General features: G+C 65.7%; 30 protein-coding genes. 2 read left to right on the forward strand and 28 right to left on the reverse strand.

All coding sequences use genetic code 11. The features are described from left to right. Positions 1-44: 44 nt before the first annotated feature. The 9 genes from tatC to VLK31_RS03645 form a co-directional block, all read right to left on the reverse strand. On the reverse strand, positions 45-857 hold the full coding sequence (gene tatC / locus VLK31_RS03605) for a twin-arginine translocase subunit TatC (protein WP_409166993.1): 813 nt from the start codon (positions 855-857) through the stop codon (positions 45-47). Positions 858-971: 114 nt separating this feature from the next. Further along, the gene (tatB, locus tag VLK31_RS03610) at positions 972-1,445 is read right to left on the reverse strand and encodes a Sec-independent protein translocase protein TatB (protein WP_409166994.1); all 474 of its coding nucleotides are present in this window, start codon (positions 1,443-1,445) and stop codon (positions 972-974) included. Positions 1,446-1,458: 13 nt separating this feature from the next. Continuing rightward, complete coding sequence (gene tatA, locus VLK31_RS03615; RefSeq protein WP_409166995.1) at positions 1,459-1,704, reverse strand: Sec-independent protein translocase subunit TatA; 246 nt, start codon at positions 1,702-1,704, stop codon at positions 1,459-1,461. A 65-nt stretch (positions 1,705-1,769) separates the two neighbouring features. Further along, positions 1,770-2,129 carry a histidine triad nucleotide-binding protein gene (locus VLK31_RS03620; protein ID WP_409166996.1) on the reverse strand — a complete coding sequence of 120 codons (360 nt, stop codon included), beginning with the start codon at positions 2,127-2,129 and terminating at the stop codon, positions 1,770-1,772. Beyond that, the gene (locus VLK31_RS03625; RefSeq protein ID WP_409166997.1) at positions 2,119-2,508 is read right to left on the reverse strand and encodes a DUF4870 family protein; all 390 of its coding nucleotides are present in this window, start codon (positions 2,506-2,508) and stop codon (positions 2,119-2,121) included. The genes VLK31_RS03620 and VLK31_RS03625 overlap by 11 nt, the downstream gene beginning before the upstream one ends. Positions 2,509-2,521: 13 nt before the next feature. Further along, positions 2,522-2,932, reverse strand: coding sequence for a phosphoribosyl-ATP diphosphatase (locus VLK31_RS03630; RefSeq protein WP_409166998.1), 411 nt, complete (start codon positions 2,930-2,932; stop codon positions 2,522-2,524). Continuing rightward, entirely contained in the window at positions 2,929-3,318 is a 390-nt protein-coding gene (gene hisI, locus VLK31_RS03635) for a phosphoribosyl-AMP cyclohydrolase (RefSeq protein ID WP_409166999.1), read from the reverse strand. Before hisI ends, VLK31_RS03630 begins: the two co-directional genes overlap by 4 nt. A 63-nt stretch (positions 3,319-3,381) precedes the next feature. After that, a complete protein-coding gene (gene hisF, locus VLK31_RS03640; protein ID WP_409167000.1) occupies positions 3,382-4,167 on the reverse strand; it encodes an imidazole glycerol phosphate synthase subunit HisF in 786 nt (261 codons plus the stop codon). Positions 4,168-4,219: 52 nt separating this feature from the next. Then, positions 4,220-5,053: a D-hexose-6-phosphate mutarotase gene (locus VLK31_RS03645; protein ID WP_409167001.1), complete on the reverse strand. Its 834-nt coding sequence runs from the start codon at positions 5,051-5,053 to the stop codon at positions 4,220-4,222. A gap of 166 nt (positions 5,054-5,219) precedes the next feature. On the opposite strand from VLK31_RS03645, the gene VLK31_RS03650 reads away from it, so the two are divergent. Together VLK31_RS03650 and VLK31_RS03655 are read left to right on the forward strand one after the other, a co-directional pair. Beyond that, positions 5,220-6,536, forward strand: coding sequence for a dicarboxylate/amino acid:cation symporter (locus VLK31_RS03650; RefSeq protein ID WP_409167002.1), 1,317 nt, complete (start codon positions 5,220-5,222; stop codon positions 6,534-6,536). Between the two features lie 71 nt (positions 6,537-6,607). Beyond that, complete coding sequence (locus VLK31_RS03655; RefSeq protein WP_409167357.1) at positions 6,608-7,459, forward strand: amino acid ABC transporter substrate-binding protein; 852 nt, start codon at positions 6,608-6,610, stop codon at positions 7,457-7,459. Between the two features lie 253 nt (positions 7,460-7,712). On the opposite strand, the gene hisA is transcribed toward VLK31_RS03655, so the two are convergent. The 19 genes from hisA to VLK31_RS03750 form a co-directional block, all read right to left on the reverse strand. Further along, positions 7,713-8,453, reverse strand: coding sequence for a 1-(5-phosphoribosyl)-5-[(5-phosphoribosylamino)methylideneamino]imidazole-4-carboxamide isomerase (hisA, locus tag VLK31_RS03660; RefSeq protein WP_409167003.1), 741 nt, complete (start codon positions 8,451-8,453; stop codon positions 7,713-7,715). A gap of 63 nt (positions 8,454-8,516) precedes the next feature. Continuing rightward, positions 8,517-9,176: an imidazole glycerol phosphate synthase subunit HisH gene (hisH, locus tag VLK31_RS03665; protein WP_409167004.1), complete on the reverse strand. Its 660-nt coding sequence runs from the start codon at positions 9,174-9,176 to the stop codon at positions 8,517-8,519. 19 nt (positions 9,177-9,195) lie between these two features. Continuing rightward, positions 9,196-9,813 (reverse strand): imidazoleglycerol-phosphate dehydratase HisB, encoded by a 618-nt coding sequence (gene hisB / locus VLK31_RS03670; RefSeq protein WP_409167005.1) that lies wholly within the window; start codon positions 9,811-9,813, stop codon positions 9,196-9,198. After that, a complete protein-coding gene (gene hisC, locus VLK31_RS03675) occupies positions 9,810-10,901 on the reverse strand; it encodes a histidinol-phosphate transaminase (RefSeq protein ID WP_409167006.1) in 1,092 nt (363 codons plus the stop codon). Before hisC ends, hisB begins: the two co-directional genes overlap by 4 nt. Then, positions 10,898-11,254 carry a hypothetical protein gene (locus VLK31_RS03680; protein WP_409167007.1) on the reverse strand — a complete coding sequence of 119 codons (357 nt, stop codon included), beginning with the start codon at positions 11,252-11,254 and terminating at the stop codon, positions 10,898-10,900. The genes hisC and VLK31_RS03680 overlap by 4 nt, the downstream gene beginning before the upstream one ends. Then, positions 11,251-12,093, reverse strand: a complete 843-nt coding sequence (locus tag VLK31_RS03685) for a hypothetical protein (protein WP_409167008.1) — start codon at positions 12,091-12,093, stop codon at positions 11,251-11,253. Before VLK31_RS03685 ends, VLK31_RS03680 begins: the two co-directional genes overlap by 4 nt. Positions 12,094-12,128: 35 nt before the next feature. Next, entirely contained in the window at positions 12,129-13,499 is a 1,371-nt protein-coding gene (gene hisD / locus VLK31_RS03690; RefSeq protein ID WP_409167009.1) for a histidinol dehydrogenase, read from the reverse strand. Positions 13,500-13,516: 17 nt separating this feature from the next. Further along, positions 13,517-14,167, reverse strand: a complete 651-nt coding sequence (gene hisG / locus VLK31_RS03695; RefSeq protein WP_409167010.1) for an ATP phosphoribosyltransferase — start codon at positions 14,165-14,167, stop codon at positions 13,517-13,519. After that, positions 14,164-15,453: a UDP-N-acetylglucosamine 1-carboxyvinyltransferase gene (murA, locus tag VLK31_RS03700; protein WP_409167011.1), complete on the reverse strand. Its 1,290-nt coding sequence runs from the start codon at positions 15,451-15,453 to the stop codon at positions 14,164-14,166. Before murA ends, hisG begins: the two co-directional genes overlap by 4 nt. A 43-nt stretch (positions 15,454-15,496) precedes the next feature. After that, positions 15,497-15,739: a BolA family protein gene (locus VLK31_RS03705; RefSeq protein ID WP_007835251.1), complete on the reverse strand. Its 243-nt coding sequence runs from the start codon at positions 15,737-15,739 to the stop codon at positions 15,497-15,499. 19 nt (positions 15,740-15,758) lie between these two features. Beyond that, a complete protein-coding gene (locus VLK31_RS03710) occupies positions 15,759-16,523 on the reverse strand; it encodes an ABC transporter permease (protein WP_409167012.1) in 765 nt (254 codons plus the stop codon). An 82-nt stretch (positions 16,524-16,605) separates the two neighbouring features. Next, positions 16,606-17,553, reverse strand: coding sequence for an ABC transporter ATP-binding protein (locus tag VLK31_RS03715; RefSeq protein ID WP_409167013.1), 948 nt, complete (start codon positions 17,551-17,553; stop codon positions 16,606-16,608). A 33-nt stretch (positions 17,554-17,586) separates the two neighbouring features. Beyond that, positions 17,587-17,862, reverse strand: coding sequence for a lipid asymmetry maintenance protein MlaB (locus tag VLK31_RS03720; RefSeq protein WP_093048583.1), 276 nt, complete (start codon positions 17,860-17,862; stop codon positions 17,587-17,589). Positions 17,863-17,867: 5 nt separating this feature from the next. Further along, positions 17,868-18,527 carry a phospholipid-binding protein MlaC gene (locus VLK31_RS03725; RefSeq protein ID WP_409167014.1) on the reverse strand — a complete coding sequence of 220 codons (660 nt, stop codon included), beginning with the start codon at positions 18,525-18,527 and terminating at the stop codon, positions 17,868-17,870. 198 nt (positions 18,528-18,725) lie between these two features. Beyond that, entirely contained in the window at positions 18,726-19,442 is a 717-nt protein-coding gene (locus tag VLK31_RS03730; RefSeq protein ID WP_409167015.1) for a VacJ family lipoprotein, read from the reverse strand. A 35-nt stretch (positions 19,443-19,477) separates the two neighbouring features. Beyond that, the gene (gene mlaD, locus VLK31_RS03735; RefSeq protein WP_409167016.1) at positions 19,478-19,978 is read right to left on the reverse strand and encodes an outer membrane lipid asymmetry maintenance protein MlaD; all 501 of its coding nucleotides are present in this window, start codon (positions 19,976-19,978) and stop codon (positions 19,478-19,480) included. A gap of 37 nt (positions 19,979-20,015) precedes the next feature. Continuing rightward, the gene (mlaE, locus tag VLK31_RS03740; protein ID WP_409167017.1) at positions 20,016-20,798 is read right to left on the reverse strand and encodes a lipid asymmetry maintenance ABC transporter permease subunit MlaE; all 783 of its coding nucleotides are present in this window, start codon (positions 20,796-20,798) and stop codon (positions 20,016-20,018) included. Continuing rightward, positions 20,795-21,625, reverse strand: a complete 831-nt coding sequence (locus tag VLK31_RS03745) for an ABC transporter ATP-binding protein (protein WP_409167018.1) — start codon at positions 21,623-21,625, stop codon at positions 20,795-20,797. Before VLK31_RS03745 ends, mlaE begins: the two co-directional genes overlap by 4 nt. A gap of 100 nt (positions 21,626-21,725) precedes the next feature. Next, the gene (locus VLK31_RS03750) at positions 21,726-23,204 is read right to left on the reverse strand and encodes a glutamate synthase subunit beta (protein ID WP_409167019.1); all 1,479 of its coding nucleotides are present in this window, start codon (positions 23,202-23,204) and stop codon (positions 21,726-21,728) included. Between the last annotated feature and the right edge of the window lie 34 nt (positions 23,205-23,238).

The raw sequence follows: 23,238 nt of genomic DNA on the forward strand, positions 1-23,238 counted from the left end.
TCGGCGGTCAGGGGGGTTCGCCTGCGGCGAGCCCCGGCGCGGGATCAGCTGGAGGCTGAGTCGGCGCTTTCTTCTTCGTCTTCCGACTTCTTGGCCGAGCTGGCGAAGTACTTGGCACCCAGAATGCCGACCTCGTACAGCACGCACATGGGCACGGCCAGTGCCAGCTGCGACACCACGTCGGGCGGCGTCAGCACGGCGGCCACGACGAACGCGACCACGATGAAGTAGCCGCGGAAGGACTTCAGCTTCTCGATGGTCACCATGTTGAAGCGCACCAGCAGCATCACCACGATCGGCACCTGGAACGCCACGCCGAAGGCGATGTACAGCGACAAAATGGCCTCGACGTAAGACGAAATGTCGGGCGTGGCCTGCACCGCCGCGGGCGCGAAGCGCTGAATGAAGCTGAACATCTTGTCCAGCACGAACAGCTGCACGAAGGCAATGCCGGCATAGGCCAGCAGGCTGCCGAAGAAGATCAGCGGCAGCGCAAACTTCTTCTCATGGCTGTAGAGCCCGGGCGCCACGAACATCCACGCCTGGTACATGAGCCAGGGCAGCGCCAGCAGCACGGCGGCCATCATCAGCACCTTCAGCGGCACGAAGAACGGCGAGAACACGCCAATGGCGATGAGCTTGGCGTCGTGCGGCATGTGCGCCTTGATCGGCATCGCAATGATGTCGATCAGCCCGCCCGGGCCCGGCCAGATGGACAGCAGAATGCCCGCGATCACCAGGCCATACACGCAGTAGAGCAGGCGGTCGCGCAGCTCGACCAGGTGAGCCACGAACGGCTGTTCGGTGCCCGCCAGCTCGTCTTCTTTGTCGTTGTTCTTGGTGTCGGAATCGGCCATGGGGAAAGAAGATAGCGTGACGTCGGCCGGCGTACGGCGCGCGAAACACGCGAGTGTGAAACGCGAGTGGAAGACGCGAAGGTGTACGCGAGTTGTACGCGGTAGTGGGGTGCGCTAGGTGATCTTGTTGATCGTGTGCGGGCGGAACCGCGCCACGCGGGCCGCACCCGACAGCGCCTTGGTGCGCACGCCGTTGCGCGACTTGTACCACTGCGGTGTGGCGCCCTGCTTCAGGCGCCAGTTCTTGCGCGGGTGCCTGTATTCGGGCGGCGGCGGTGGCTCGGGTTCGGCCAGCGCCGAAAGCGTTTCGCCGGAGGAACCGCTGAATTGCTTCTCGAAGTCGCTCGCCCCCGTGTGGATGCTGTGCTCCACGTCGCGGGCCGCATCCTCCACGGTGGTCTTCATCTTGCGGAGCTCGTCGAGCTCCATGGAGCGGTTGACTTCGGACTTGACGTCGTTCACGTAGCGCTGCGCCTTGCCCAGCAAGGTGCCCACGGTGCGCGCCACGCGCGGCAGCTTTTCAGGCCCGATGACGATCAGCGCCACCACGCCGATCAGCGCCAGCTTCTCGATACCGAGGTCGAACACGTGCGGTCCGCGCTCAGGACTTCTGACGCGCTTCGACGTCGATGGTCGACTTGTCGCTGTTGGCCGGCTGGCCGGTCACTTGCTGGGCCGGGCCCGAGGTGCCGGCGGGCGCGTCGGCGCTGCCGTCTTTCATGCCGTCCTTGAAGCCCTTGACGGCGCCGCCAAGGTCGGAGCCCATGTTGCGAAGCTTCTTGGTGCCGAAGATCATGACCACGACGAGCAGCACGATCAGCCAGTGCCAGATGGAAAAAGAACCCATGGAGAACTCCTAAGAATGTGTCCGATTTTAAACGGGCGAAATGTGACAGTTTGGCTTAAGCGTGCTCAGCCGCGAAGCCATGGACGGGGACCGCCCATGACATGGACATGGAGATGGTGAACCTCCTGCCCACCCTCGTTGCCCGTATTGATGACGACCCGAAAGCCGCCCTCCGGATAAGGCTTGCAGCCCTGCTCCAGCGCCAGCCTGGGAGCCAGCGTCATGATCTTGCCCATGAGCGCCGAATCTTCGGGCGTGAGCTGTGCCATGGAGGCGATGTGCTTTTTGGGCACCATCATGAAATGCACCGGCGCCCAGGGCGCGATGTCATGAAAAGCGAACAGGTCGTCGTCTTCGTAGACCTTGCGCGACGGGATCTTGCCTTCGATGATTTTGCAGAAGACGCAGTTCGGGTCAGATGACATCTTTGGGTTCCATGGGGCGGCTGTCGTTCATGCGGATCATGCCTTTCACGATCCGGTACAGGAACCACAGCGAGATCAGGCTCCAGGCAATCCAGCCCGGAATGAAGAACAGCAGCCAGAGCCACGAAGTCACGATGTACAGCAGCCCCGCCCACAGCACCGAGCGAATGCGCCAGCTGAAGTGAGAGGCCTGCCAGGTGCCGGCCGCGTCGTCGCGCTTCACGAAGTCGATCACCAGCGCCAGCAGGAGCAGCAGCACGGAGGCCTGCGCGCCCGGCACCACGGCACCGATGGCCACGATCAGGTGCAGCACATAGCTCACCCAGCCCCAGGTCTTGAGGGAGTCGTCGGGTTCGACGTTCACGATGTCGTTGGCCATGGCGGATGTCCTTTCAATCGTTGGATGAATCAGCTTCGCTCGCCTCGCGGGCGTGCACCTTGCGCAGCGCCTTTTCCTCGATGCCGCTGGTGCCTTCGCGGCGCTCCAGCTCCGCGGTGACGTCGGCCGGGGAGAAACCGTAGTGCGCCAGCGCCACCATGGTGTGGAACCACAGGTCGGCCACTTCGTTCACTATTTTCGAGCGGTCGCCGCCGTGGTCGGCGTCCTTGGCGGCCATCACGACCTCGGTGGCTTCCTCGCCGATCTTCTTCAGAAAGGCGTCGGGGCCCTTGTGCAGCAGGCGCGCCACGTAGCTTTTTTCGGGGTCGCCGCCCTGCGCGGGCAGGCGGCTTTCGATGACCGCGGCCAGGCGTGCGAGGGCGTCGGAGGCGTTGTGTGTCACGGGGGTCACGAGGGTCGTCATTTGTAGATCGACTCCGGGTCTTTCAAGACCGGCTCGACCACGGTCCACTGGCCCTTGTCGTACTTGCTGAAGAAGCAGCTGTGGCGCCCGGTGTGGCAGGCAATGCCGGGCGCGTGGCCCAGCTGGGTGACCTTGAGCAGCACCACGTCGTTGTCGCAATCGAGCCGGATCTCGTGCACGGTCTGCACATGGCCCGACTCTTCGCCCTTGAACCAGAGCTTGTTGCGCGAGCGGCTGAAATACACCGCGCGGCCCAGCTCGGCGGTCTTTTCGAGCGCCTCGCGGTTCATCCAGGCGAACATCAACACGTCGTTGCTGCCCTGCTCCTGCGCGATGACCGGCACCAGGCCGTTCGCGTCCCATTTCACTTCATCGAGCCAATTCATGGCGGTATTGTCGGGGATAGAAAAAGACCCTTGAGAGGCGTTCGAACGCCTCTGCACCTGCGCTCACTGGTCGATGCGCACCGGGATACCCCGGGCGGCCATGCGGGCCTTGGCCTCGCCCACGGTGTGCTCGCCGTAGTGAAAGATGCTGGCGGCCAGCACCGCGTCGGCGCCGCCGGTCTGGATGCCGTCGGCCAGGTCGTCCAGGCTGCCCACGCCGCCCGACGCGATCACCGGCACGTTGATGGCATTGCTCACCGCGCGGGTCAGCTCCAGGTCGAAGCCGCTCTTGGTGCCGTCGCGGTCCATGCTGGTCAGCAGGATCTCTCCGGCGCCGCGGCGCGCCATTTCGGTGGCCCACTCGACCACGTCCAGCCCGGTGTTCTTGCGCCCGCCGTGGCTGTACACGTCCCAGCCCGCGCCGCGCGTGGCGGCGTCTTCGGGGCTGCGGCGCTTGGCGTCGATGGCGACCACGATGCACTGCGAGCCGTACTTCTGCGAGGCGTCGTCGATCACGCGCGGGTCGGCAATGGCGGCCGAGTTGAAGCTGGTCTTGTCGGCGCCCGCGTTGAGCAGCCGGCGCACGTCGGCCACGGTGCGCACGCCGCCGCCCACGGTCAGCGGAATGAACACCTGCGAGGCCACGGCTTCGATGATCGGCAGGATCAGGTCGCGCCCGTCGCTGGTGGCGGTGATGTCCAGAAAGGTGAGCTCGTCGGCGCCCTGCGCGTTGTAGCGCGCCGCAATTTCGACCGGGTCGCCCGCGTCGCGCAGTTCGAGAAAGTTGACACCCTTGACGACACGGCCGCCGGTGACGTCGAGGCAGGGAATGATGCGTTTGGCAAGCATGGGGTGGACCAGGGAAAGAACCAGGAAAAGAACCAGGGAAGAACCGGATGACTCAGAGCACGCGAAGCTGTTGCCAGCCCTGCCATTGGGCGCCGGGCGCAAGCAGCACCGGCTCGTCGATGCGGGCGGCCTCCACGCACAGCATGTGGCGAAAACCATCGGCGGGCATGTCGGCGAGTTTCGCACCGAGCACCGCGCCGGGGTTCCAGACCACGGTTTCGCTACAGCTGGCGCTTTGCGAAATTTCGAGCTTGCCGCCGGGCTGCACCAGCCGCAGCGGCTGCGCGGGAGCCGAATACACGCTGTCGAACTCTGCATCGAAATGCAACGCCGCCGCGGTTTCCACATGCCGGTCGTCGCGCAGCGAATCCCATCGGTTGGCACCCTGCAGGCCTTCGAGCCGCACATTGGCGATGTCGTCCACGCGCAGGTAGGTGTGCAGCGCCGCGGTGAAGGTCCAGGGCGCGGTGTCTGTATTGCGCAGCGTGAGCGACGTGCGCAACTGGCCGGCGGACAGGGTGGCCTCCAGCCGCGCCTCAAAAGCGTGCGGCCAGAGCTTGCGGGTGGCCTCGGCGTCGCGCAACACCAGGCGCAGTGTGTGCGGCGTGTCCGCCGCCTCGTGCACCCAAGGCAGATTGCGCATGAATCCATGCTTGGGCAACATGCCGCGCTGGTTGAATTGGGGGCAGCAAATGGGCACGCCGCCGCGAATGGCGGTCTGGCCGTCGAACACCGCCGAAGGGCTCAGGTAGAGCCTTTCCACCCCGTCGGCCGCTGTCCAGGAGAGCGTTTGCGCACCGTGCAGCGCGACCGTGAGGGTGCTGCCGTCGGCACCCGTGGCACGCAGTGCGGGCTGGCCGCGAAACTCGATCGGGGTGATTTCCATGGCGAGAATTGTAGGCAGCGCCCGCGGCGTGGCACGGAATTGGCATCGGGGGCCATTGCGTGTCCGGGGCCTTCTTGGATACCCTGTGACCGCTTGCGGTGAACACAGCATGCAAGCCGGTCCCGTGCACTCCAAAAATCACACTCACACAGACAAGGGGATACGCATGAAGAAGAAGCTGCCGATGGCCGCCTGGATCCTGATCGCCATGGTGCTGGGCATCATCGTGGGCTACATGATCTTCACGAGCTTTCCCGACAAGAAAGCCGCGAAAGAGATCGCGGACTATGTCTCCATTGTTTCGGACGTGTTCCTGCGCCTCATCAAGATGCTGATCGGCCCGCTGGTGTTCTCCACGCTGGTGGTGGGCATTGCGCACATGGGCGACGCCAAGTCGGTCGGCCGCGTGTTCGGCAAGGCCATTGGCTGGTTTCTGACGGCCTCGCTGGTGTCGCTGGTGATCGGCCTGATCATGGCCAACCTGCTCAAGCCCGGCGAAAACCTGGGCCTGCCGCTGCCCGACATCGGCGCCTCTGCCAACCTGGCCACCTCCAAGTTCACGCTGAAAGACTTTGTGAGCCACACGGTGCCCAAGTCGTTCGTGGAGGCGATGGCCAACAACGAGATTCTGCAGATCGTGGTGTTCTCGATGTTCTTCGGCGTGGCGCTGGCCTCGCTGGGCGACAAGGCCAAGACGCTGGTGGCGGCCATCGAGGAGCTCTCGCACGCCATGCTCAAGATCACGGGCTACGTGATGAAGCTCGCGCCGCTCGCGGTGCTGGCCGCCATGGCCGCCACGGTGGCGGTCAACGGCCTGAGCATCCTGCTGAAATTTGCCGTGTTCATGGGCGACTTCTACCTCGGCCTCTTCTTGCTGTGGAGCGTGCTGGTGCTGGCGGGCTTCGTGTTTTTGGGGCCGCGCGTGTTCAAGCTGCTGGTGCTTATCAAGGAAGCTTTTCTGCTGTCCTTTGCCACTGCCAGTTCGGAGGCCGCGTATCCGAAGATCCTGCAGGCGCTCGACCGTTTCGGCGTGAAGCGCAAGATTTCCAGCTTCGTGATGCCGATGGGCTACTCGTTCAATCTGGACGGCTCGATGATGTACTGCACCTTTGCCGTGCTGTTCATCGCGCAGGCCTACAACATCCACATGCCGATCAGCACGCAGGTCACGATGCTGCTGATCCTGATGCTCACCTCCAAGGGCATGGCCGGCGTGCCGCGCGCCTCGCTGGTGGTGATTGCCGCCACGCTGAACCACTTCGACATTCCCGAGGCCGGCCTGCTGCTGATTCTGGGCGTGGACACCTTCCTGGACATGGGCCGCTCGGCCACCAATGCGGTGGGCAACTCCATTGCCACCGCGGTGGTCGCCAAGTGGGAGGGCGAGTTGCTCTCCGAGGGCGACGCGGAGATCAACGCGCGGGCCATCGACGAGGAAGCCAACGCCACCCTCGCCCACCCGGCGCACGCGGCGCACGCGTGAAAGGCCACGCCATGAAGCGCATCGGCACGCTGCCATCCGCTTTTGCGGCACTGCTGGCGGCCTTCGCCTGCATGCTGGTGGTTCCAGCGCAGGCACAGGCGCAGGAACTCACCGGCACGCTGGCCAAGGCACGCACCACCGGCACCATCACGCTGGGCTACCGCGAGTCGTCGGTGCCGTTCTCTTACCTCAATGCGCGCAAGGAGCCGATCGGCTATTCGATCGAACTCTGCCGCTCGCTGGTGACGTCCATCGAGGACGCGGTGAACAAGAGCCTTGCCATCAAGTGGGTGCCGGTAACGTCCGACTCGCGCATCGATGCGGTCGCCAGCGGCAAGGTCGACCTGGAGTGCGGCTCCACCACCAGCAACCTCGAGCGCCAGAAGCGCGTGGCCTTCTCGCCGACCATGTTCGTCTCGGGCACCAAGGTGCTGGTGAAGAAGGGCTCGCCGATCAAGTCGTTCCGCGACCTGGCCGGCAAGAAGGTGGCCGTGACGGCCGGCACCACCAACGAGAAAACGCTGCGCGAGCTGTCGGAGAAGTTCAAGCTCGCCATCAACCTGGTGGTGACGCCCGACCATGCGGAGTCGTTCGGGCTGGTGAAGAGCGGCCAGGCCGACGCCTTTGCCACCGACGACGTGCTGCTGTACGGCTTGATCGCCCAGGACGCGGCCAAGGCGAGCTACGAGGTGGTCGGCGACTTTCTCTCCTACGACCCCTACGGAATCATGTACCGCAAGGACGACGCGCAGCTCAACAAGGTGGTCGTCGACGCCTTCCAGGTGCTGGCCGAAGACGGCGAGATGGAGCGGCAGTACAAGCGCTGGTTCCTGCGCAAGCTGCCCACCGGGGAGAGCATCGACCTGCCGATGAGCGCGCAGCTGGAGACGATCATCCAGACGATGTCGGTGAAGGCGGAGTAGGCCGAGTAGACAGGGTGGGCAGAGCGGGCCGCAGGGCCCTTGCCGCCACCCGACGCGTTTTGTTGCTCAGCGGCCCGTCAGGCGCGCCCAGTCCAATGACGCCAGCAGGCCCAGGGAGGGCCTCACACGGAGCGTCATGTGTTTCTATGTTCAGGCCGCGGTGGTGCTGTTGTCGGCCATTGTGCTGGGCGGCTTGATTCTGGCCGTGCTGGCCATCCATCAGTCGCCTGAAGACGACTGAGAGCGCCTGCCCTCAGGCGCCCAGTTCGTCCGCGCGGGCTTGCGCCGCGGCAAAGTCGAGGTCGCCCGAATAAATGGCGCGCCCGCAGATCACGCCTTCGATGCCTTCGGACTCAACCGCGCAGAGGTGGTCGATGTCGAGCATGTTCGACAGGCCACCCGAGGCAATCACCGGAATGCTCAGCGCACGGGCCAGCTTGACGGTGGCCTCGATGTTGATGCCCGAGAGCATGCCGTCGCGGCCAATGTCGGTGTAGATGATCGACTCGACGCCGTAGTCCTCGAACTTCTTGCCCAGGTCGGCCACCTCGTGGCCCGTGAGCTTGCTCCAGCCGTCGGTGGCGACCTTGCCGTCCTTGGCGTCCAGGCCCACGATGATGTGGCCGCCGAAGGCGCTGCAGGCGTCCTTCAGGAAGCCCGGGTTCTTGACCGCGGCGGTGCCGATGATCACGTAGCGCAGGCCGTCGTCGATGTAGCGCTCGATGGTGTCGAGGTCGCGAATGCCGCCACCAAGCTGCACCGGAATGTCGTCGCCGACTTCCTGCAGGATCGCCTTGATGGCCGCGTGGTTCTGCGGCTTGCCGGCGAAGGCGCCGTTCAGGTCGACCAGGTGCAGGCGGCGCGCGCCGGCCGTGACCCACTTGCGGGCCATGGCGGCAGGGTCTTCGCTGAAGACGGTGGACTGGTCCATGTCGCCCTGTTTGAGGCGAACGCAGTGGCCGTCCTTGAGATCAATGGCGGGAATGAGGAGCATGGAAGTGACGCGAGTGTGCGGAGCCCGGGCTGAGAAAGATTCCGCCCGGTCGGTGAAATGGGTTCAGGGATTCCAGTGGAGGAAGTTGCGGTACAGCTGCAAACCGTGGTCCGCACTCTTCTCTGGGTGGAACTGGGTGGCAAAAATGTTATCGCGTGCAATGGCTGCGGTAAAGCTCCCGCCGTAATCTGCTTCGCCCACGCTGTGCTTCGGGTCGACCGGGGAGGCGTAGAAGCTGTGCACAAAATAGAAGTAGCTCTGGTCGGGCACGCCCGCCCACACGGGGTGGGGCTGGGCCTGGCGCACCTGGTTCCAGCCCATCTGCGGCACCTTGAAGCGGCTGCCGTCGGGCTGCAGGCGACCGGCCAGGTCGAACTTGACGACCTCGCCCGGAATGAGGCCCAGGCCGTCGGTCGGGCCTTCGTGGCTGCGCGACAGCATCATCTGCATGCCCACGCACACGCCGAACAGCGGCTTGCTGGCCGCTGCTTCGAGCACCGATTCCTGCAGGCCGGAGTCGCGCAGTTCGCGCATGCAGTCGGGCATGGCGCCTTGCCCCGGCAGCACCACGCGGGTGGCCTTGCGCACCACGTCGGGGTCGGAGGTGACGAACACCTCCACGCCGACCTGGTCGGCCGCATGGCGCACGGCCTGCGCCACGGAGTGCAGGTTGCCCATGCCGTAGTCGACAACGGCAACGGTGTTTGCTGCTACAGATTTCATAGCTTTTGGCCGGCGCGCTTCAGAGCGAACCCTTGGTCGACGGAATCACCCCGACCGAGCGCGGGTCGAGCTCGAGCGCGCCGCGCATCGCACGCGCGAAGGCCTTGAACACCGTTTCGCACTGGTGGTGCGCATTGATGCCCTTGAGGTTGTCGATGTGCAGCGTGACGAACGCGTGGTTCACGAAGCCCTGAAAGAACTCGTAGGTGAGCTGGCTGTCGAAGGTGCCGATCATTCCGCTGGTGAACGGAACATGCATCACCAGGCCCGGGCGGCCCGAGAAGTCGATGACCACGCGGCTCAGGGCTTCGTCGAGCGGCACGTAGGCATGGCCGTAGCGGCGAATGCCCTTCTTGTCGCCAATGGCCTTGGCCACGGCCTGGCCGAGGGTGATGCCCACGTCTTCCACCGTGTGGTGGCCGTCGATGTGCAGGTCGCCCTGGCAGTCGATGTCGAGGTCGATGAGCCCGTGACGGGCAATCTGGTCGAGCATGTGGTCGAAGAAACCGATGCCAGTCGACAGCTTGGCCTTGCCGGTGCCGTCCAGGTTGACGCTGACGGTGATCTTGGTTTCCGCGGTGTTGCGGGTGACGGACGCGATGCGGTCGCCGCTGTCCTGAGGGGTGGGGGTGGTCATAGTGAGGCTTCGAGCGCCGCGAGCATGCGCGCATTTTCGTCGGCCGTTCCGACGGTGAGGCGCAGGCAGTTCGCGAGCAGTTCGTGCATTTTAGAAACGTTCTTCACCAGCACCCCGCGCGCCTTCATGCCCTCGAAGGTCTTGGTGGCATCGGGCACACGCAGCAACACCATGTTGGCGTCGCTGGGCCACGTCTTCACGCCGGGCAGACGGCCCAGGCCCATCATGAGGCGCTCGCGCTCCTCGCGGATCTGGCGGGCCTGCGCCTCGAACACGTCGGCATGTTCCAGCGCGAACAGCGCGCACTCGCAGTTGAGCACGCTGATGTTGTACGGCGGGCGCACCTTGTCGATTTCGGCAACGAGCGCGGCCGGGCCCATCAGGTAACCCAGGCGAATGCCGGCCAGGCCGAACTTGCTGAGCGTGCGCATCAGCAGCACGTGGCCGTGTTTTGCCAGGCGGTCGATGTAGCTCCTGGCGGCAAAGGGCTGGTAGGCCTCGTCCATCACCACCAGGCCGCCCTGCGCGCCCTGGGCCAGCACGATCTTTTCGATGACGGCGTCGTCCCAGAGGTTGGCGGTCGGGTTGTTCGGATAGGCCAGGTAGACGATGGCGGGCTTCTCGCGCGCGATGGTGGCCAGCATGGCGGCCTCGTCCAGCTCGAAGTCGGCCGTGAGCGGCACGCCCACGAAGCGCAGGCCCTGCAGCTGGGCGCTCATGGCGTACATCACGAAGCCGGGCAGCGGCGCCAGCACGGTGGCACCAGGCTGGTCGCAGGCAATGTCGAGCAGGGAAATAAGTTCGTCGGAGCCGTTGCCCAGCATCAGGGCAAAGCCTTCGGGCATTTGCGCGTGCGCGGCCAGCGCGCGTTGCAGCTCGGCGCCGCGCTCGCCCGGGTAGCGGTTGAGCGCCAACGCGCCCAGCCGCGCACCCAGCTCGGCCTGCAGCGCGGGCGGCAGGCCGAAGGGGTTTTCCATGGCATCGAGCTTGATGAAGCCGCTCGCGTCCTGCACCGCGTAGGCATGCATGGCCCGCACGTCGTTGCGGATGCGGTCGATCGGGAGGCGGGCAGATTCAGGAGCGGTCATCGGGTGCAGCGGTAGCTGTTTTTCAAAGCGCCGGCCATGACCAGTTGCACGGGCATGTCGGCTTCATAACTCTCGGCGTTGCGGGTCAGCTCGCCCTGGTAGAGCGAGCGCGCCATGGCGGGTTCGAGGCGGCGGCCCTCGACGCAGAACACGGGCTTGTGCCCGTCGCGCTGCGACGATTCAACGCCTTCGCGCAGGCCTTCGAGCACGCCGACCAGGTAGTAGCTGGCGTAGGCCTTGCCGTCTTTTTCGGCGGCCTCGAGCGTGCGCAGCTCGCGGATGCTCATGGCCTGGGCACCCGCGGCCGCGGCCAGGGCGAGCAGCAGGATGGCGACGCGCTTCAGGGCGGTCATTTTCGGTAGCGCGGTGGTGGCGCGTAGGCACCGTCGGCACCATCGGCCGGGAAGGCGCTGGGCCGCGACGGGGCGGCGTCACGGCGCTGGCGGCGCGGTGCGTCGCGCTCTTCCAGTTCGAACAGCGCGGCACCAATCACACCGATGTTGCGCACGTCGCCGGCTTCGCTGTTGGCGGCGTAGGCACGGCCGGGCGCGGCAAAGCGAAAGGCGGCCACCTCGTTCTGGCTCTTGCGAAAGCCCTCGATGGTGAGTGCCTGCAGCGGGCGCAGCACGTAGCCGCCGCTGCGCAGGCTGCCGGGCTTGCCGTTGAGCACATCGAGCCCGTCGACGGTGGCAATCACCTCGTAGCTGCGCTCGCTCAGGTTGCGAAAGCGCAGCGTGTAGCGCGCGCCTTCGACGCCGGCCAGGCGGAACATGTCGTCGGGGCCCGCGCCACGGCGCGCGCGCTGCAGCGGCAAAGCACGGCCTTCTTCGTCGAGCACCGACCATTCGACGTCACCGTCGGCCAGCATCATGCTCAGGCGCCGCTCGGGGTTGGCACCCACGGCGCGGCGCACGGCGGAGGCTTCGTTGTAGCCGAGCGAAGCCACGTCGTCGGGCTGGGCGGACAGGCGCTTGGTGACGACCGCGCGGGTCTTCGACTCAAGGCCTTCGCCCCACTGGGTGCCGAGCTGCGGCGCGGGAGCGGCCGGCGCGGCGCTGGCCGTGGCACTGCGGGCCGGCTCGTCGCGCAGAACCTGCTGCGGCATCTGGGTGCAGGCCGCCAGCAATGCGGCGCCAGCGACGAGGCCGGTGGCGAACCTGAAAAGACGCGAACGGTACAGACGATCAATCATCTTGCTTGCTCCCCCCGGAGGCTTGTTGTGGAAGCTCAGATCTTACGCAGCCGCATTCGGGCGGCCTCGGCGTGCGCCTGCAGGCCCTCGCCTTCGGCCAGCGTCACGGCAATGGGGCCCAGTACCTGGGCGCCGGCCTCGCTCACCTCGATCAGGCTGGAGCGCTTCTGAAAGTCGTACACACCCAGCGGGCTGGAGAAGCGCGCCGTGCCGCTAGTGGGCAGCACGTGGTTGGGGCCGGCGCAGTAGTCGCCCAGGCTCTCGCTGGTGAAGGCGCCCAGGAAGATCGCGCCGGCATGGCGCAACAGCGGCTCCCAGCGGTGCGGTTCGCTGCTGCTCACTTCAAGGTGTTCGGGGGCGATGCGGTTGCTGATCTCGCAGGCCTCTTCCATGCTCCTGGTGTGGATCAGCGCGCCACGGCCGTTGAGCGAGGCAGCGATGATTTCCGCGCGCGGCATGGTGGGCAGCAGGCGGTCGATTTCGGCCTGCACGCGATCGATGTAGGCCGCGTCGGGGCACAGCAGGATGCTCTGGGCCAGCTCGTCGTGCTCGGCCTGGCTGAACAGGTCCATGGCCACCCAGTCGGGCGGCGCGGTGCCGTCGGCCAGCACCAGAATTTCGCTCGGGCCCGCGATCATGTCGATGCCCACGGTGCCGAACACGCGGCGCTTGGCGGCGGCCACATAGGCGTTGCCGGGGCCGGTGATCTTGTCGACGGCCGGCACGGTGGCCGTGCCGTAGGCCAGCGCGGCCACGGCCTGCGCGCCGCCGATGGTGAAGGCGCGCGTGACGCCCGCAACGTAGGCGGCGGCCAGCACCAGCACGTTGCGCTCGCCCCTGGTAGCCGACTGCCCGCCCGCGCCGCCGGTGGCCACGCTGCCCTTCACGGGCGTCGGCACCACCATGATGATTTCGCCGACGCCGGCCACGTGGGCCGGAATGGCGTTCATCAGCAGGCTCGACGGATAGGCCGCCTTGCCGCCGGGCACGTAGATGCCGACGCGGTCGAGCGGCGTGACCTTCTGGCCCAGCAGCGTGCCGTCGGCGTCGCGGTAGCTCCAGCTTTCGCCGGAGGCCTTTTTCTGTGCCTCGTGGTAGCTGCGCACGCGGTCGGCCGCGGCTTGCAGGGCGTCGCGCTGCACAGCGGGCAATGAGTCGAAGGCTTCCTTGAAGTCGGCCTGCGTCAGTTCGAGCTCGGCCACCGACGCGGCACCCAGCCCGTCGAACCGGCGCGTGTACTCCAGCACCGCGTCGTCGCCGCGCTTTTGCACATCGGCCAGGATGTCCGCCACCACCTTCTCGATGGCCGCGTCCGCGTCGGCGGACCAATGCAGCCGCGCCTTGAATTCAGCGTCAAAGCTGGCTGAAGTCGTGGAGAGTCGGGCGGGGGCGGCTTGCAGAGTCATGGGCGTGGGGAAAAGATTCAGGCGGAAGGAGCGGCAGGAATGGCCGACGCAAACGCGTCGATGATGCGGCGGATGGGCTCGCGCTTGAGCTTCAGCGCGGCCTGGTTGACCACCAGGCGGGCGCTGATGTCCATGATGCGTTCCACCTCGACGAGGTGGTTGGCCTTGAGCGTGTTGCCGGTCGAGACCAGGTCGACGATGGCGTCGGCCAGGCCCGTGAGGGGCGCCAGCTCCATGCTGCCGTAGAGCTTGATCAGGTCGACGTGCACACCCTTGCTGGCGAAGAAGTCGCGCGACAGGCCCACGTACTTGGTGGCAACGCGCAGGCGCGAGCCCTGCTTCACGGCCGAGGCGTAGTCGTAGTCGTTGCGCACGGCCACGCTCAGGCGGCAGGCCGCGATGCGCAGGTCCAGCGGCTGGTACATGCCCTGGTTGCCGTTTTCCAGCAGCACGTCCAGCCCGGTCACGCCCAGGTCGGCGCCGCCGTACTGCACGTAGGTGGGCACGTCGGACGCGCGCACCAGCACCACGCGCACGTCGGGCCGGGTGGTGGCGAGGATGAGCTTGCGCGACTTCTCGGGGTCTTCGGTGACCTCGATGCCGGCGGCGGCCAGCAGAGGCATCGTCTCTTCGAAGATGCGGCCCTTTGAGAGTGCCAGGGTGATCATGCTGCGGCTCCGGTCACACGTTCGATGTCGGCACCCAGGCCGCGCAGCTTGGCTTCCATGCGGTCGTAGCCCCGGTCCAGGTGGTAGATGCGGTCGACCAGCGTTTCGCCCTCGGCCACGAGGCCGGCAATGACCAGGCTGGCGGACGCGCGCAGGTCGGTGGCCATCACGGTGGCGCCCGAGAGCTGTTGCACGCCCTCGACCATGGCCACCTTGCCCTCCACATGAATGCGCGCGCCCAGGCGCACCATTTCGTTCACATGCATGAAGCGGTTTTCGAAGATGGTCTCGGTGACCATCGAGGCGCCGCGCGCAATGACGTTCAGGGCCATGAACTGGGCCTGCATGTCGGTCGGAAAGCCCGGGTACTCGGTGGTGCTGAAGCTTTGCGCCTTCAGGTTCTCGTGCGCCGGGCCTTTCGAGCCGATGCGCACGCCGTCTTTTTCGCTGGTCACCGTGCAGCCCGCCTCGCGCAGCTTGTCGATCACGGCGTCCATGTGGTCGCCGCGCGCGTGGCGCAAAAAGGCCTCGCCGCCCGTGGCCGCCACGGCGCAAAGAAAGGTGCCGGCCTCGATGCGGTCGGCCACCACGGCGTGTCCGCAGCCGTGCAGTTTTTCCACGCCCTGAATGCGGATGTGGCTGGTGCCGTGGCCTTCGATCTTCGCGCCCATGCGAATGAGCATCTCGGCCAGGTCGACGATCTCGGGCTCCTGCGCGGCGTTTTCGAGCAGCGTTTCGCCCTCGGCCAGCACGGCGGCCATCAGAAAGTTTTCGGTGCCGGTGACGGTGACCATGTCGGTCAGAATGCGCGCGCCCTTCAGGCGGGTGCGGCCTTCGGGCAGGCGCGCGACCATGTAGCCGTGCTCGACCAATATCTCCGCGCCCATGGCCTGCAGGCCCTTGATGTGCTGATCGACCGGCCGCGAGCCGATGGCGCAACCGCCCGGCAGCGACACCTTGGCGTGGCCGAAGCGCGCCAGCAGCGGGCCAAGGGCCAGCACGGAGGCGCGCATGGTCTTCACCAGCTCGTACGGAGCCTCGGGGTTGGTGAGGTCGGCGGCGTTGAGCTGCACGGTGCCGTTGTCGTCACGCTCGGCGGTCACGCCCATGTTGCGCAGCAGCTTGAGCATGGTCGACACGTCCTGCAGGCGCGGCACGTTGTGCAGCGTCACCGGCTGGTCGGTCAGCAGCGCCGCGCACAGCTCGGGCAGCGCGGCGTTCTTGGCGCCGGAAATGAGTACTTCGCCGCGGAGCTCTCGCCCGCCGCGAATCAGAAGTTTGTCCATCGGAATTCCAGCGAAATCAAAGGCCCCCGCAAGGGCCGAAACGTTATTTTTCCACTGCCGCCCATTCGGCCGGCGTGTAGGTCTTCATCGAAAGCGCATGCACCTCGTCGGTGTGCATTTTCGCACCGAGGGTGGCGTAGACCCGCTGATGGCGCTGGATCGCGCGCTTGCCCTCGAATTCGGCCGAGACAATGGTGGCGTACCAATGTCGGCCGTCCCCCTCCAGCGTGATGTGCTCGCACGGAAGATGGGACTGGATCAGGGCCTGGAGTTGTTCGGCGGTCATGGGGTCTGGAATGAAGCGGTCAGCTTCGGATTTTGTAGCCGATGCGCAGGAGATGAACGGCAATGGCGCTCACCACCAGCCAGGCGGTGCCGACGATGCCCAGGCTGAGCCAGGGCGAGGCGTCGCTCACGCCGAAGAAGCCGTAGCGGAAGCCGTCGATCATGTAGAAGAACGGGTTCAGGTGGCTCACCTTCTGCCAGAACGGCGGCAGCGAACCGATGGAATAGAACACGCCCGACAGAAAGGTCATGGGCATGATCAGAAAATTCTGGAACACGGCCATCTGGTCGAACTTCTCGGCCCAGAGCCCTGCAATGAGGCCCAGCGTGCCGAGCATCGCGGCGCCCAGGAACGCGAACACGATGATCCAGACCGGCGCCACGAAGTCCGGCGTCGCGAAGAACACGGTCACCACGAACACGCCCAGCCCCACGGCCAGGCCGCGGATGAGCGACGAGCCCACATAGGCGAAAAACCAGCCCCAATGCGACAGCGGCGTGAGCAGCACGAACACCAGGTTGCCCATGATCTTGCTCTGGATGATCGAAGACGAGCTGTTGGCAAACGCGTTCTGCAGCACGCTCATCATCACGAGGCCAGGCACCAGGAAGGCCGTGTAGCCGACGGTGCCGTAGACCGTGACGCGGCCTTCGAGCACATGGCCGAACACCATCAGGTACAGCAGCGCGGTGAGCACCGGTGCACCCACCGTCTGAAAGCCGACCTTCCAGAAGCGCAGCGTCTCTTTGTAGAGCAGCGCGCGCCACCCGGTGACGGCCATCATAGGACCCCCTTGCGCGGCACTGCGTGTTTGCGCGTCCGCCCAAGGGGGAGCCTCGCTTGCTTGGGGCGGCCCGGCGCGGCGCTCATCGCGCCACCTCCAGCGGGGTCTGCTCGCCCGCCATCAGGTCGATGAACACGTCTTCCAGGTCGGCCTTGCGCATTTCCACGTCTTCCACGGCGACGCCGGCTTCGCGGATTGCGGCCAGCAGTTGTTCGACTTCATGGGCGTTCTGCGCCGGCAGCTGCACGATGCGCCCGGTGATGCGCGCATGCTGGGCAATGGCCCAGGGCAGCATGGCGTCGGTCTTGAAGCGCAGCACATTGCTCGCGGCCGACTTCAGCAGCTCGCTGGTGCGGTCGAGCGCAATCACGCGGCCCAGCTTGAGCATGGCGATGCGGTTGCACAGCGCCTCTGCCTCTTCGAGGTAATGGGTGGTCAGCAGCACGGTGCTGCCCTGCTTGTTGAGCTTGGCGACGAACTGCCAAAGCGTTTGGCGCAGCTCGACGTCGACACCGGCCGTGGGCTCGTCGAGCACGATCACCGGCGGCTTGTGCACCAGCGCCTGCGCCACCAGCACACGGCGCTTCATGCCGCCAGAGAGCTGGCGCATGTTGGCGGTGGCCTTGTCGGCCAGGCCCAAGCTCTGCAGCAGCTCGTCGATCCAGGCTTCGTTGTTCTTGATGCCGAAGTAGCCCGACTGAATGCGCAGCGACTCGCGCACATTGAAGAAGGGGTCGAACACCAGTTCCTGCGGCACGATGCCCAACTGGCGGCGCGCCTCGGCAAAGTCGCGCTGCACGTCGAAGCCATGCACGCTGATGCTGCCGGACGTGGGGCGGGACAGCCCCGCGAGCATGCTGATCAGGGAGGTCTTGCCTGCCCCGTTCGGCCCGAGCAGGCCGAAGAACTCGCCTGGCTCTATCTGGAATGTGACCTCGTCGACGGCCTTCAGCCCGGACTTGCCTTGGGCTTTTTGCTGCTTGGAGGGGGGGTAGGTCTTGGAGACCGATTGGAATGAGATCGCGGGCATGGGAGCCCGCGATTTTACGGGGCCGTTACTTTTTCAGGGCGCGGCCGGCAAAAGGCCTGCGATTCCGTACAGAGCGGCCAGCTCGCGCAGCCGCGGCGACAGGCCCTTGACCGAGAAGCCGCGACCCAGCGCGCTGGACTCGCGCCGGCATTCGAGCAGCACCGCGAGGGCCGACGAATCGAACTGCGCCAGGGCCGTGGCGTCCACCACGGTGGAGGACGAGTCAGCCTGGCCTTTGAGCCCCTGCTGCAGCATGCGCATGCAGGCGGGGGCCTCGTCGTGAGTCAGGCGCGTGGGCAGGACCAGCATGGGTGTCAGCCCTTGCTGTTGCCCTTGTTGCGCGCCGCGAGCGCCGCAATCAGGCCGTCGACACCGCTCTTGTTGATTTCCTGCGAGAACTGGGTGCGGTAGGTATCGACCAGCCACACGCCCAGCACGTTCAGGTTGTAGACCTTCCAGCCGGCGCCTTGGCCGGGGGTCTTCTCAAGACGGTAGTCGAGTTGCACCGGGTCGCCACGGCCCTTGACCTCGGTGCGCACGAGCACGTCGGTGTCGTCGGCGGAACCGCGGAACGGGCGCACGGTGACGGTCTGGTCGCTGACTTGGTCGAGCGCGCCCGCGTAAGTGCGCACCAGCAGCGTCTTGAACTCTTCCTGCAGGCGCTTTTGCTGCTCCGGTGTGGCCGAGCGCCAGGCCGGGCCGACGGCCGAGGCCGTCATGCGCTGGAAGTTGACGTTGGGCATGATCTTGCTGTCGACCAGCACCATGATCTTGCTGACATCACCCGACTTGATCGACTTGTCCGACTTGATGGTGTCGAGCACGTCGGTCGAGATGCGCTTCACCAGCGCATCGGGGGTTTCGTCGGCAGCGCGCGCGGGGGTCACGAAGGCGGCTGCGGCGCTGAACAGCATTGCGCCGGCCAACACCATGTGGCCGAAGCTGCGGCGCGGCAGAGTCATCTTGTTGTTCATTGAGAGGTCCCTCTGGTTTCGGATTGGACGCAGCACGCAAACAAAACGGCGTGCCACGACTTGAACGGTTTGGACAGGACCCGGGACGACCGGGTTCCTTTAGCGCAGGTGAAGCCTTGCAACGGAATGCAAGCGCTCGGCCTGGGCCGGGGGTATGTCCTTGCGCGTTCGGTTTGCTCGTTGTACCTGTTGTACCTGCTACTTGCCCGCGTCGTCGTCGGACGACTTGCCGTCCTGGATGAGGCTGCGGCGGCGTTGCAGGAAGGCATCGCGCGTGAAGGAGTACTTGTCGAGCGCGGCGTCGTCGATCAGGCGACCGGCGCGCAGGTATTGCGAGCGCTTGTCCACCACACGCAGCACGGTCAGCGAATTGCGCCATGCCACGTCGTTCACGGCATTGAGCGCATCGCCGTAGAAGTCGACCGGCTTGGCGATCGTGTCGCGCAGCGTGGACGGCCCGAGCACCGGCAGCACGATGTACGGACCCGCACCCACGCCCCAGCGGCCCAGCGTCTGGCCGAAGTCTTCGTCGTGGCGGTCGATGCCAGCTTCGGTCGCCACATCGAGCAGGCCGCCAAGGCCGAAGAAGGTGTTGACGTTGACCCGCATGAAGGTCTCGGCGCTGTTTTGCAGCTTGAGCTGGGCCACGCTGTTGGCAAAGCTCCAGACGTCGCCCAGGTTGCCAAAGAAGTTGCTCACGCCGGTGCGCACCATCGAGGGCAGCACCTTCACGTAAGCGGTCGACACCGGCACGAGCACGGCCTCGTCGAGCTTGTCGTTGAACGTGAACACACCGCGGTTGAACGGCTCGAACGGGTCGGACGGATTCGCGTTGGGGCCGGTCGCGCAGCCGGCCACAAGGGCGAACAAGGCTGCCGCGCTGGTCCAGCGGGCGTATTTGGCTATGTTTTTCATAGCAATTGGGGCGGCATGCAAGAAGGATCGTGTTTTCATTTTTTATTGGGAGTGCCCTGCGCCGAACCGGAGCTCGAACTCCCATCGGCGGCTTTGCTGTAGAGGAACTGGCTGATCAGATTTTCCAGCACAACCGCCGATTGCGTGGCTGTGATGGTGTCGCCGGCCTGCAGGTTCTTCTCCTCGGCGCCCGCCTCGATCCCGATGTACTGCTCGCCGAGCAGGCCACTGGTCAGGATCTTGAGCGAACTGTCCTTGGGAAAACTGTAGCGGTTTTGCAATGCCAGCGTCACGTCGGCCTGAAAGGACTTGTCGTTGAAGGTGATCGACTCGACCCGGCCCACCACCACCCCGGCGCTCTTCACCGCCGTTTGCGGCTTGAGCCCGCCGATGTTGTCGAAGCGCGCGGTCACCGCGTAGGTCTTCTGGAAATTCAGGCTCAGCAGGTTGGCCGACTGCAGCGCGAGAAACAGCAGGGCCGCCGCGCCGATCAGCACGAACAGGCCGACCCAGATGTCGTTGTTGGAACGTTGCATGGTTTGCACTCTTTAGAACGATGGGGCCCGGGCCCCTTTAGATACTGAACATCATGGCGGTCAACAAGAAGTCGAGCCCCAGCACCGCCAGCGATGCCGTCACCACGGTGCGCGTGGTCGCGCGCGACACGCCCTCGGGCGTCGGCTGGGCTTCATAGCCCTGCAGCAGCGCGATGAAAGTCACGGTGAAGCCGAAAACGACGCTCTTGATGACGCCGTTGCCCACGTCACGCCACACATCGACGCCGCCTTGCATCTGCCCCCAGAACGCGCCCGGGTCGACACCCAGCATCAGCACGCCCACCACATAACCGCCCATGATGCCGACCGCGCTGAACACGGCCGCCAGCAGCGGCATGGTGATGACGCCGGCCCAGAAGCGCGGCGCAAGAATGCGCTGCACCGGGTCGACCGCCATCATTTCCATGGCGCTCAGTTGCTCGTCGGCCTTCATGAGGCCGATTTCCGCGGTGAGCGAGGTGCCGGCACGCCCGGTGAACAGCAGCGCCGCCACCACCGGGCCGAGCTCGCGCACCAGGCTCAGCGTGACCAGCAGGCCCAGCGCTTCGGAAGAACCGTAGCGCTGCAGCGCGTAGTACATCTGCAGCCCCAGCACGAAGCCCACGAACAACCCTGACACGCCGATGATCGCGAGCGAGTAGTTGCCCAGAAAGTGGATCTGGTCGCGCACGAGGCTGAAGCGCCGCATGATCTGCGCGCCGGGGCCCAGGAGCCGCAGGAAGAGCTTCGCGCCATGGCCCAGGTTGGCCAGCCGGCTGCGCACCGCAAAGCCGACATCGGCGGGCTTCCACCAACTCATGACCGCCCCCCTTCCACATTGCCGAAGTCGTCTTCGATGCTGACGCCCGGGTAGTGGAACCGCACCGGCCCGTCGGGCAGTGCATTGACGAACTGATGGACCAGCGGGTCGACGCTGTTGCGCACATCGTCGGGCGTGCCCTGCGCGGCAATGCCGCCGTTGGCCAGAATGATCACGTGGTCGGCGATGCGGAGGGTTTCTTCCAGGTCGTGCGACACGATGATGCTGGTGAGGCCGAGCGTGTCGTTGAGCTGGCGAATGAGGCGCGCCGCGGTGCCCAGCGAAATGGGGTCGAGGCCGGCGAAGGGCTCGTCGTACATCACGAGGTCGGGGTCCAGCGCAATGGCACGCGCCAGTGCCACGCGCCGCGCCATGCCGCCCGACACCTCGGTGGGCATCAGGTCGCGCGCGCCGCGCAGGCCGACGGCATCTAGCTTCATCAGCACGATGTCGCGCACCAGCGCTTCGGAGAGTTGCGTGTGCTCGCGCAGCGGAAAGGCCACGTTGTCGAACACGGTCATGTCGGTGAACAGCGCGCCAAACTGAAACAGCATGCCCATGCGCCGTCGTGCCGCATAGAGCGCTGGCGCATCGAAGCTGACGACGTCCTGACCGTCGAAAAGCACCTCGCCGCGCTGTGCCTTCTGCTGTCCGCCGATCAGTCGCAAGACAGTGGTCTTGCCACCGCCCGATGCGCCCATCAGGGCGGTCACCTTGCCGCGCGGAACGCTGAAGGAAACGCCGTCGAGGATGGCGCGCGCACCGTAGCCGAACGTGACGTCGCGGAACTCTACGAAGGGATGTGGCGGGGGTGCGGCAGGGTCCATCTCAATAAAAAAGCCGGGGCGCTTTTTCAAGCATCCCGGCATGCGGTTTCACGCGGATGATAACGGGGCCGTGACCGGCCCCGCAAAATTGAAACAAAATTCAGCGCGGCAAGTCGCTGAAACCCATCAGAAATTCATCCACCGAACGCGCGGCTTGACGGCCCTCGCGAATGGCCCACACAACCAGCGACTGGCCACGGCGAATGTCGCCCGCCGCAAAGACCTTCGGCACGCTGGTGGCATAGCCGCCGATGAAGTCGACCGTTGCCTTGGCGTTGCCGCGCGCGTCCTTCTCGACACCAAAGGTGTCCAGCACGGTGGCCACGGGGCTGATGAAGCCCATGGCAAGCAGCACAAGGTCGGCCTTCAGGATCTGCTCGCTGCCGGCAACCTCTTGCATGCGGCCGTCCTTCCATTCGACGCGCACGGTCTTCAGGCCGGTGACCTTGCCCTTTTCGCCGATGAACTCCTTGGTGGAGATGGCGAACTCGCGCTCGCAGCCTTCTTCATGGCTGGAGCTGGTGCGCAGCTTGATCGGCCAGTACGGCCAGGTCATGGGGCGGTTCTCTTCCTCGGGCGGCTGCGCCATCAGCTCGAACTGCGTGACGCTGAGCGCGCCGTGGCGGTTGCTGGTGCCCACGCAGTCGGAGCCGGTGTCGCCACCGCCGATGACGATCACATGCTTGCCCTCGGCGCGCAGTTGGCCCTTGACCTTGTCGCCCGCATTCACGCGGTTTTGCTGGGGCAGGAACTCCATCGCGAAATGAATGCCGTCGAGGTCGCGGCCGGGCACCGGCAGGTCGCGCGACTGTTCTGCGCCGCCGGTGAGCAGCACGGCGTCGAAGTCTTTGTGCAACTGCTCGGGCGTGACGGTTTCCTTGGCCAGGTTGGTGACCTTGGAGCCCTTGCCCAGCGGGTCTTTCGCGGCACCGACCATCACGCCGGTGCGAAAGGTGACGCCCTCGGCCTTCATCTGCTCGACGCGGCGGTCGATGTGCGTCTTCTCCATCTTGAAGTCGGGAATGCCGTAGCGCAGCAGGCCGCCGATGCGGTCGTTCTTTTCGAACAGCGTCACGTCGTGGCCCACGCGCGCCAACTGCTGGGCAGCGGCCATGCCGGCCGGGCCCGCGCCCACCACGGCCACCTTCTTGCCGGTCTTGTGCTTGGCGACGCGCGGCGCCACCCAGCCTTCGTCCCAGGCGCGGTCGATGATCGCGTGCTCCAGCGACTTGATGCCCACCGGGTCGTCGTTCACGTTGAGCACGCAGGCCGCCTCGCAGGGCGCGGGGCAGATGCGGCCGGTGAACTCGGGGAAGTTGTTGGTCGAGTCGAGCACCGCGAAGGCGTTCTGCCAGTCGTTGCGGTACACCAGGTCGTTGAAGTCCGGAATGATGTTGTTGACCGGGCAGCCGCTGTTGCAGAACGGCGTGCCGCAGTCCATGCAGCGCGCGCCCTGCACCTTGGCCTGGTCGGTGTCGAGGCCGACAACAAATTCCTTGTAGTGCTTGACGCGCTCCTCGACGGGCTTGTAGCCCTCCTCGACGCGCTCATGCTCCATGAAGCCAGTGATCTTGCCCATCGTGATTCCTCTGTTCTTCGTATCTGTGGCCGCG

Origin of the sequence: Variovorax sp. H27-G14 (assembly GCF_046156345.1) — a bacterium.
Classification (GTDB): Bacteria; Pseudomonadota; Gammaproteobacteria; order Burkholderiales; family Burkholderiaceae_C; genus Variovorax.

Bases quoted from the DNA above. Each gene is read 5' to 3' on its own strand.
- VLK31_RS03725 (WP_409167014.1), bottom strand. From the start codon at position 18,527: ATGAACAACAAGATGACTCTGCCGCGCCGCAGCTTCGGCCACATGGTG.
- VLK31_RS03625 (WP_409166997.1), bottom strand. From the start codon at position 2,508: ATGGCCAACGACATCGTGAACGTCGAACCCGACGACTCCCTCAAGACC.
- tatC (WP_409166993.1), bottom strand. From the start codon at position 857: ATGGCCGATTCCGACACCAAGAACAACGACAAAGAAGACGAGCTGGCG.
- VLK31_RS03730 (WP_409167015.1), bottom strand. From the start codon at position 19,442: ATGAAAAACATAGCCAAATACGCCCGCTGGACCAGCGCGGCAGCCTTG.
- hisG (WP_409167010.1), bottom strand. From the start codon at position 14,167: ATGATCACCCTGGCACTCTCAAAGGGCCGCATCTTCGAAGAGACGATG.
- VLK31_RS03710 (WP_409167012.1), bottom strand. From the start codon at position 16,523: ATGATGGCCGTCACCGGGTGGCGCGCGCTGCTCTACAAAGAGACGCTG.
- hisF (WP_409167000.1), bottom strand. From the start codon at position 4,167: ATGCTTGCCAAACGCATCATTCCCTGCCTCGACGTCACCGGCGGCCGT.
- hisC (WP_409167006.1), bottom strand. From the start codon at position 10,901: ATGACCGCTCCTGAATCTGCCCGCCTCCCGATCGACCGCATCCGCAAC.
- VLK31_RS03645 (WP_409167001.1), bottom strand. From the start codon at position 5,053: ATGGAAATCACCCCGATCGAGTTTCGCGGCCAGCCCGCACTGCGTGCC.
- hisB (WP_409167005.1), bottom strand. From the start codon at position 9,813: ATGACCACCCCCACCCCTCAGGACAGCGGCGACCGCATCGCGTCCGTC.
- VLK31_RS03685 (WP_409167008.1), bottom strand. From the start codon at position 12,093: ATGATTGATCGTCTGTACCGTTCGCGTCTTTTCAGGTTCGCCACCGGC.
- VLK31_RS03620 (WP_409166996.1), bottom strand. From the start codon at position 2,129: ATGTCATCTGACCCGAACTGCGTCTTCTGCAAAATCATCGAAGGCAAG.
- VLK31_RS03750 (WP_409167019.1), bottom strand. From the start codon at position 23,204: ATGGGCAAGATCACTGGCTTCATGGAGCATGAGCGCGTCGAGGAGGGC.
- hisI (WP_409166999.1), bottom strand. From the start codon at position 3,318: ATGAATTGGCTCGATGAAGTGAAATGGGACGCGAACGGCCTGGTGCCG.
- hisD (WP_409167009.1), bottom strand. From the start codon at position 13,499: ATGACTCTGCAAGCCGCCCCCGCCCGACTCTCCACGACTTCAGCCAGC.
- mlaD (WP_409167016.1), bottom strand. From the start codon at position 19,978: ATGCAACGTTCCAACAACGACATCTGGGTCGGCCTGTTCGTGCTGATC.
- tatA (WP_409166995.1), bottom strand. From the start codon at position 1,704: ATGGGTTCTTTTTCCATCTGGCACTGGCTGATCGTGCTGCTCGTCGTG.
- murA (WP_409167011.1), bottom strand. From the start codon at position 15,453: ATGGACAAACTTCTGATTCGCGGCGGGCGAGAGCTCCGCGGCGAAGTA.
- VLK31_RS03680 (WP_409167007.1), bottom strand. From the start codon at position 11,254: ATGACCGCCCTGAAGCGCGTCGCCATCCTGCTGCTCGCCCTGGCCGCG.
- VLK31_RS03745 (WP_409167018.1), bottom strand. From the start codon at position 21,625: ATGGACCCTGCCGCACCCCCGCCACATCCCTTCGTAGAGTTCCGCGAC.
- mlaE (WP_409167017.1), bottom strand. From the start codon at position 20,798: ATGAGTTGGTGGAAGCCCGCCGATGTCGGCTTTGCGGTGCGCAGCCGG.
- VLK31_RS03720 (WP_093048583.1), bottom strand. From the start codon at position 17,862: ATGCTGGTCCTGCCCACGCGCCTGACTCACGACGAGGCCCCCGCCTGC.
- VLK31_RS03715 (WP_409167013.1), bottom strand. From the start codon at position 17,553: ATGCCCGCGATCTCATTCCAATCGGTCTCCAAGACCTACCCCCCCTCC.
- VLK31_RS03630 (WP_409166998.1), bottom strand. From the start codon at position 2,932: ATGACGACCCTCGTGACCCCCGTGACACACAACGCCTCCGACGCCCTC.
- hisA (WP_409167003.1), bottom strand. From the start codon at position 8,453: ATGCTCCTCATTCCCGCCATTGATCTCAAGGACGGCCACTGCGTTCGC.
- VLK31_RS03650 (WP_409167002.1), top strand. From the start codon at position 5,220: ATGAAGAAGAAGCTGCCGATGGCCGCCTGGATCCTGATCGCCATGGTG.
- VLK31_RS03705 (WP_007835251.1), bottom strand. From the start codon at position 15,739: ATGACCGCCGAACAACTCCAGGCCCTGATCCAGTCCCATCTTCCGTGC.
- hisH (WP_409167004.1), bottom strand. From the start codon at position 9,176: ATGAAATCTGTAGCAGCAAACACCGTTGCCGTTGTCGACTACGGCATG.
- VLK31_RS03655 (WP_409167357.1), top strand. From the start codon at position 6,608: ATGCTGGTGGTTCCAGCGCAGGCACAGGCGCAGGAACTCACCGGCACG.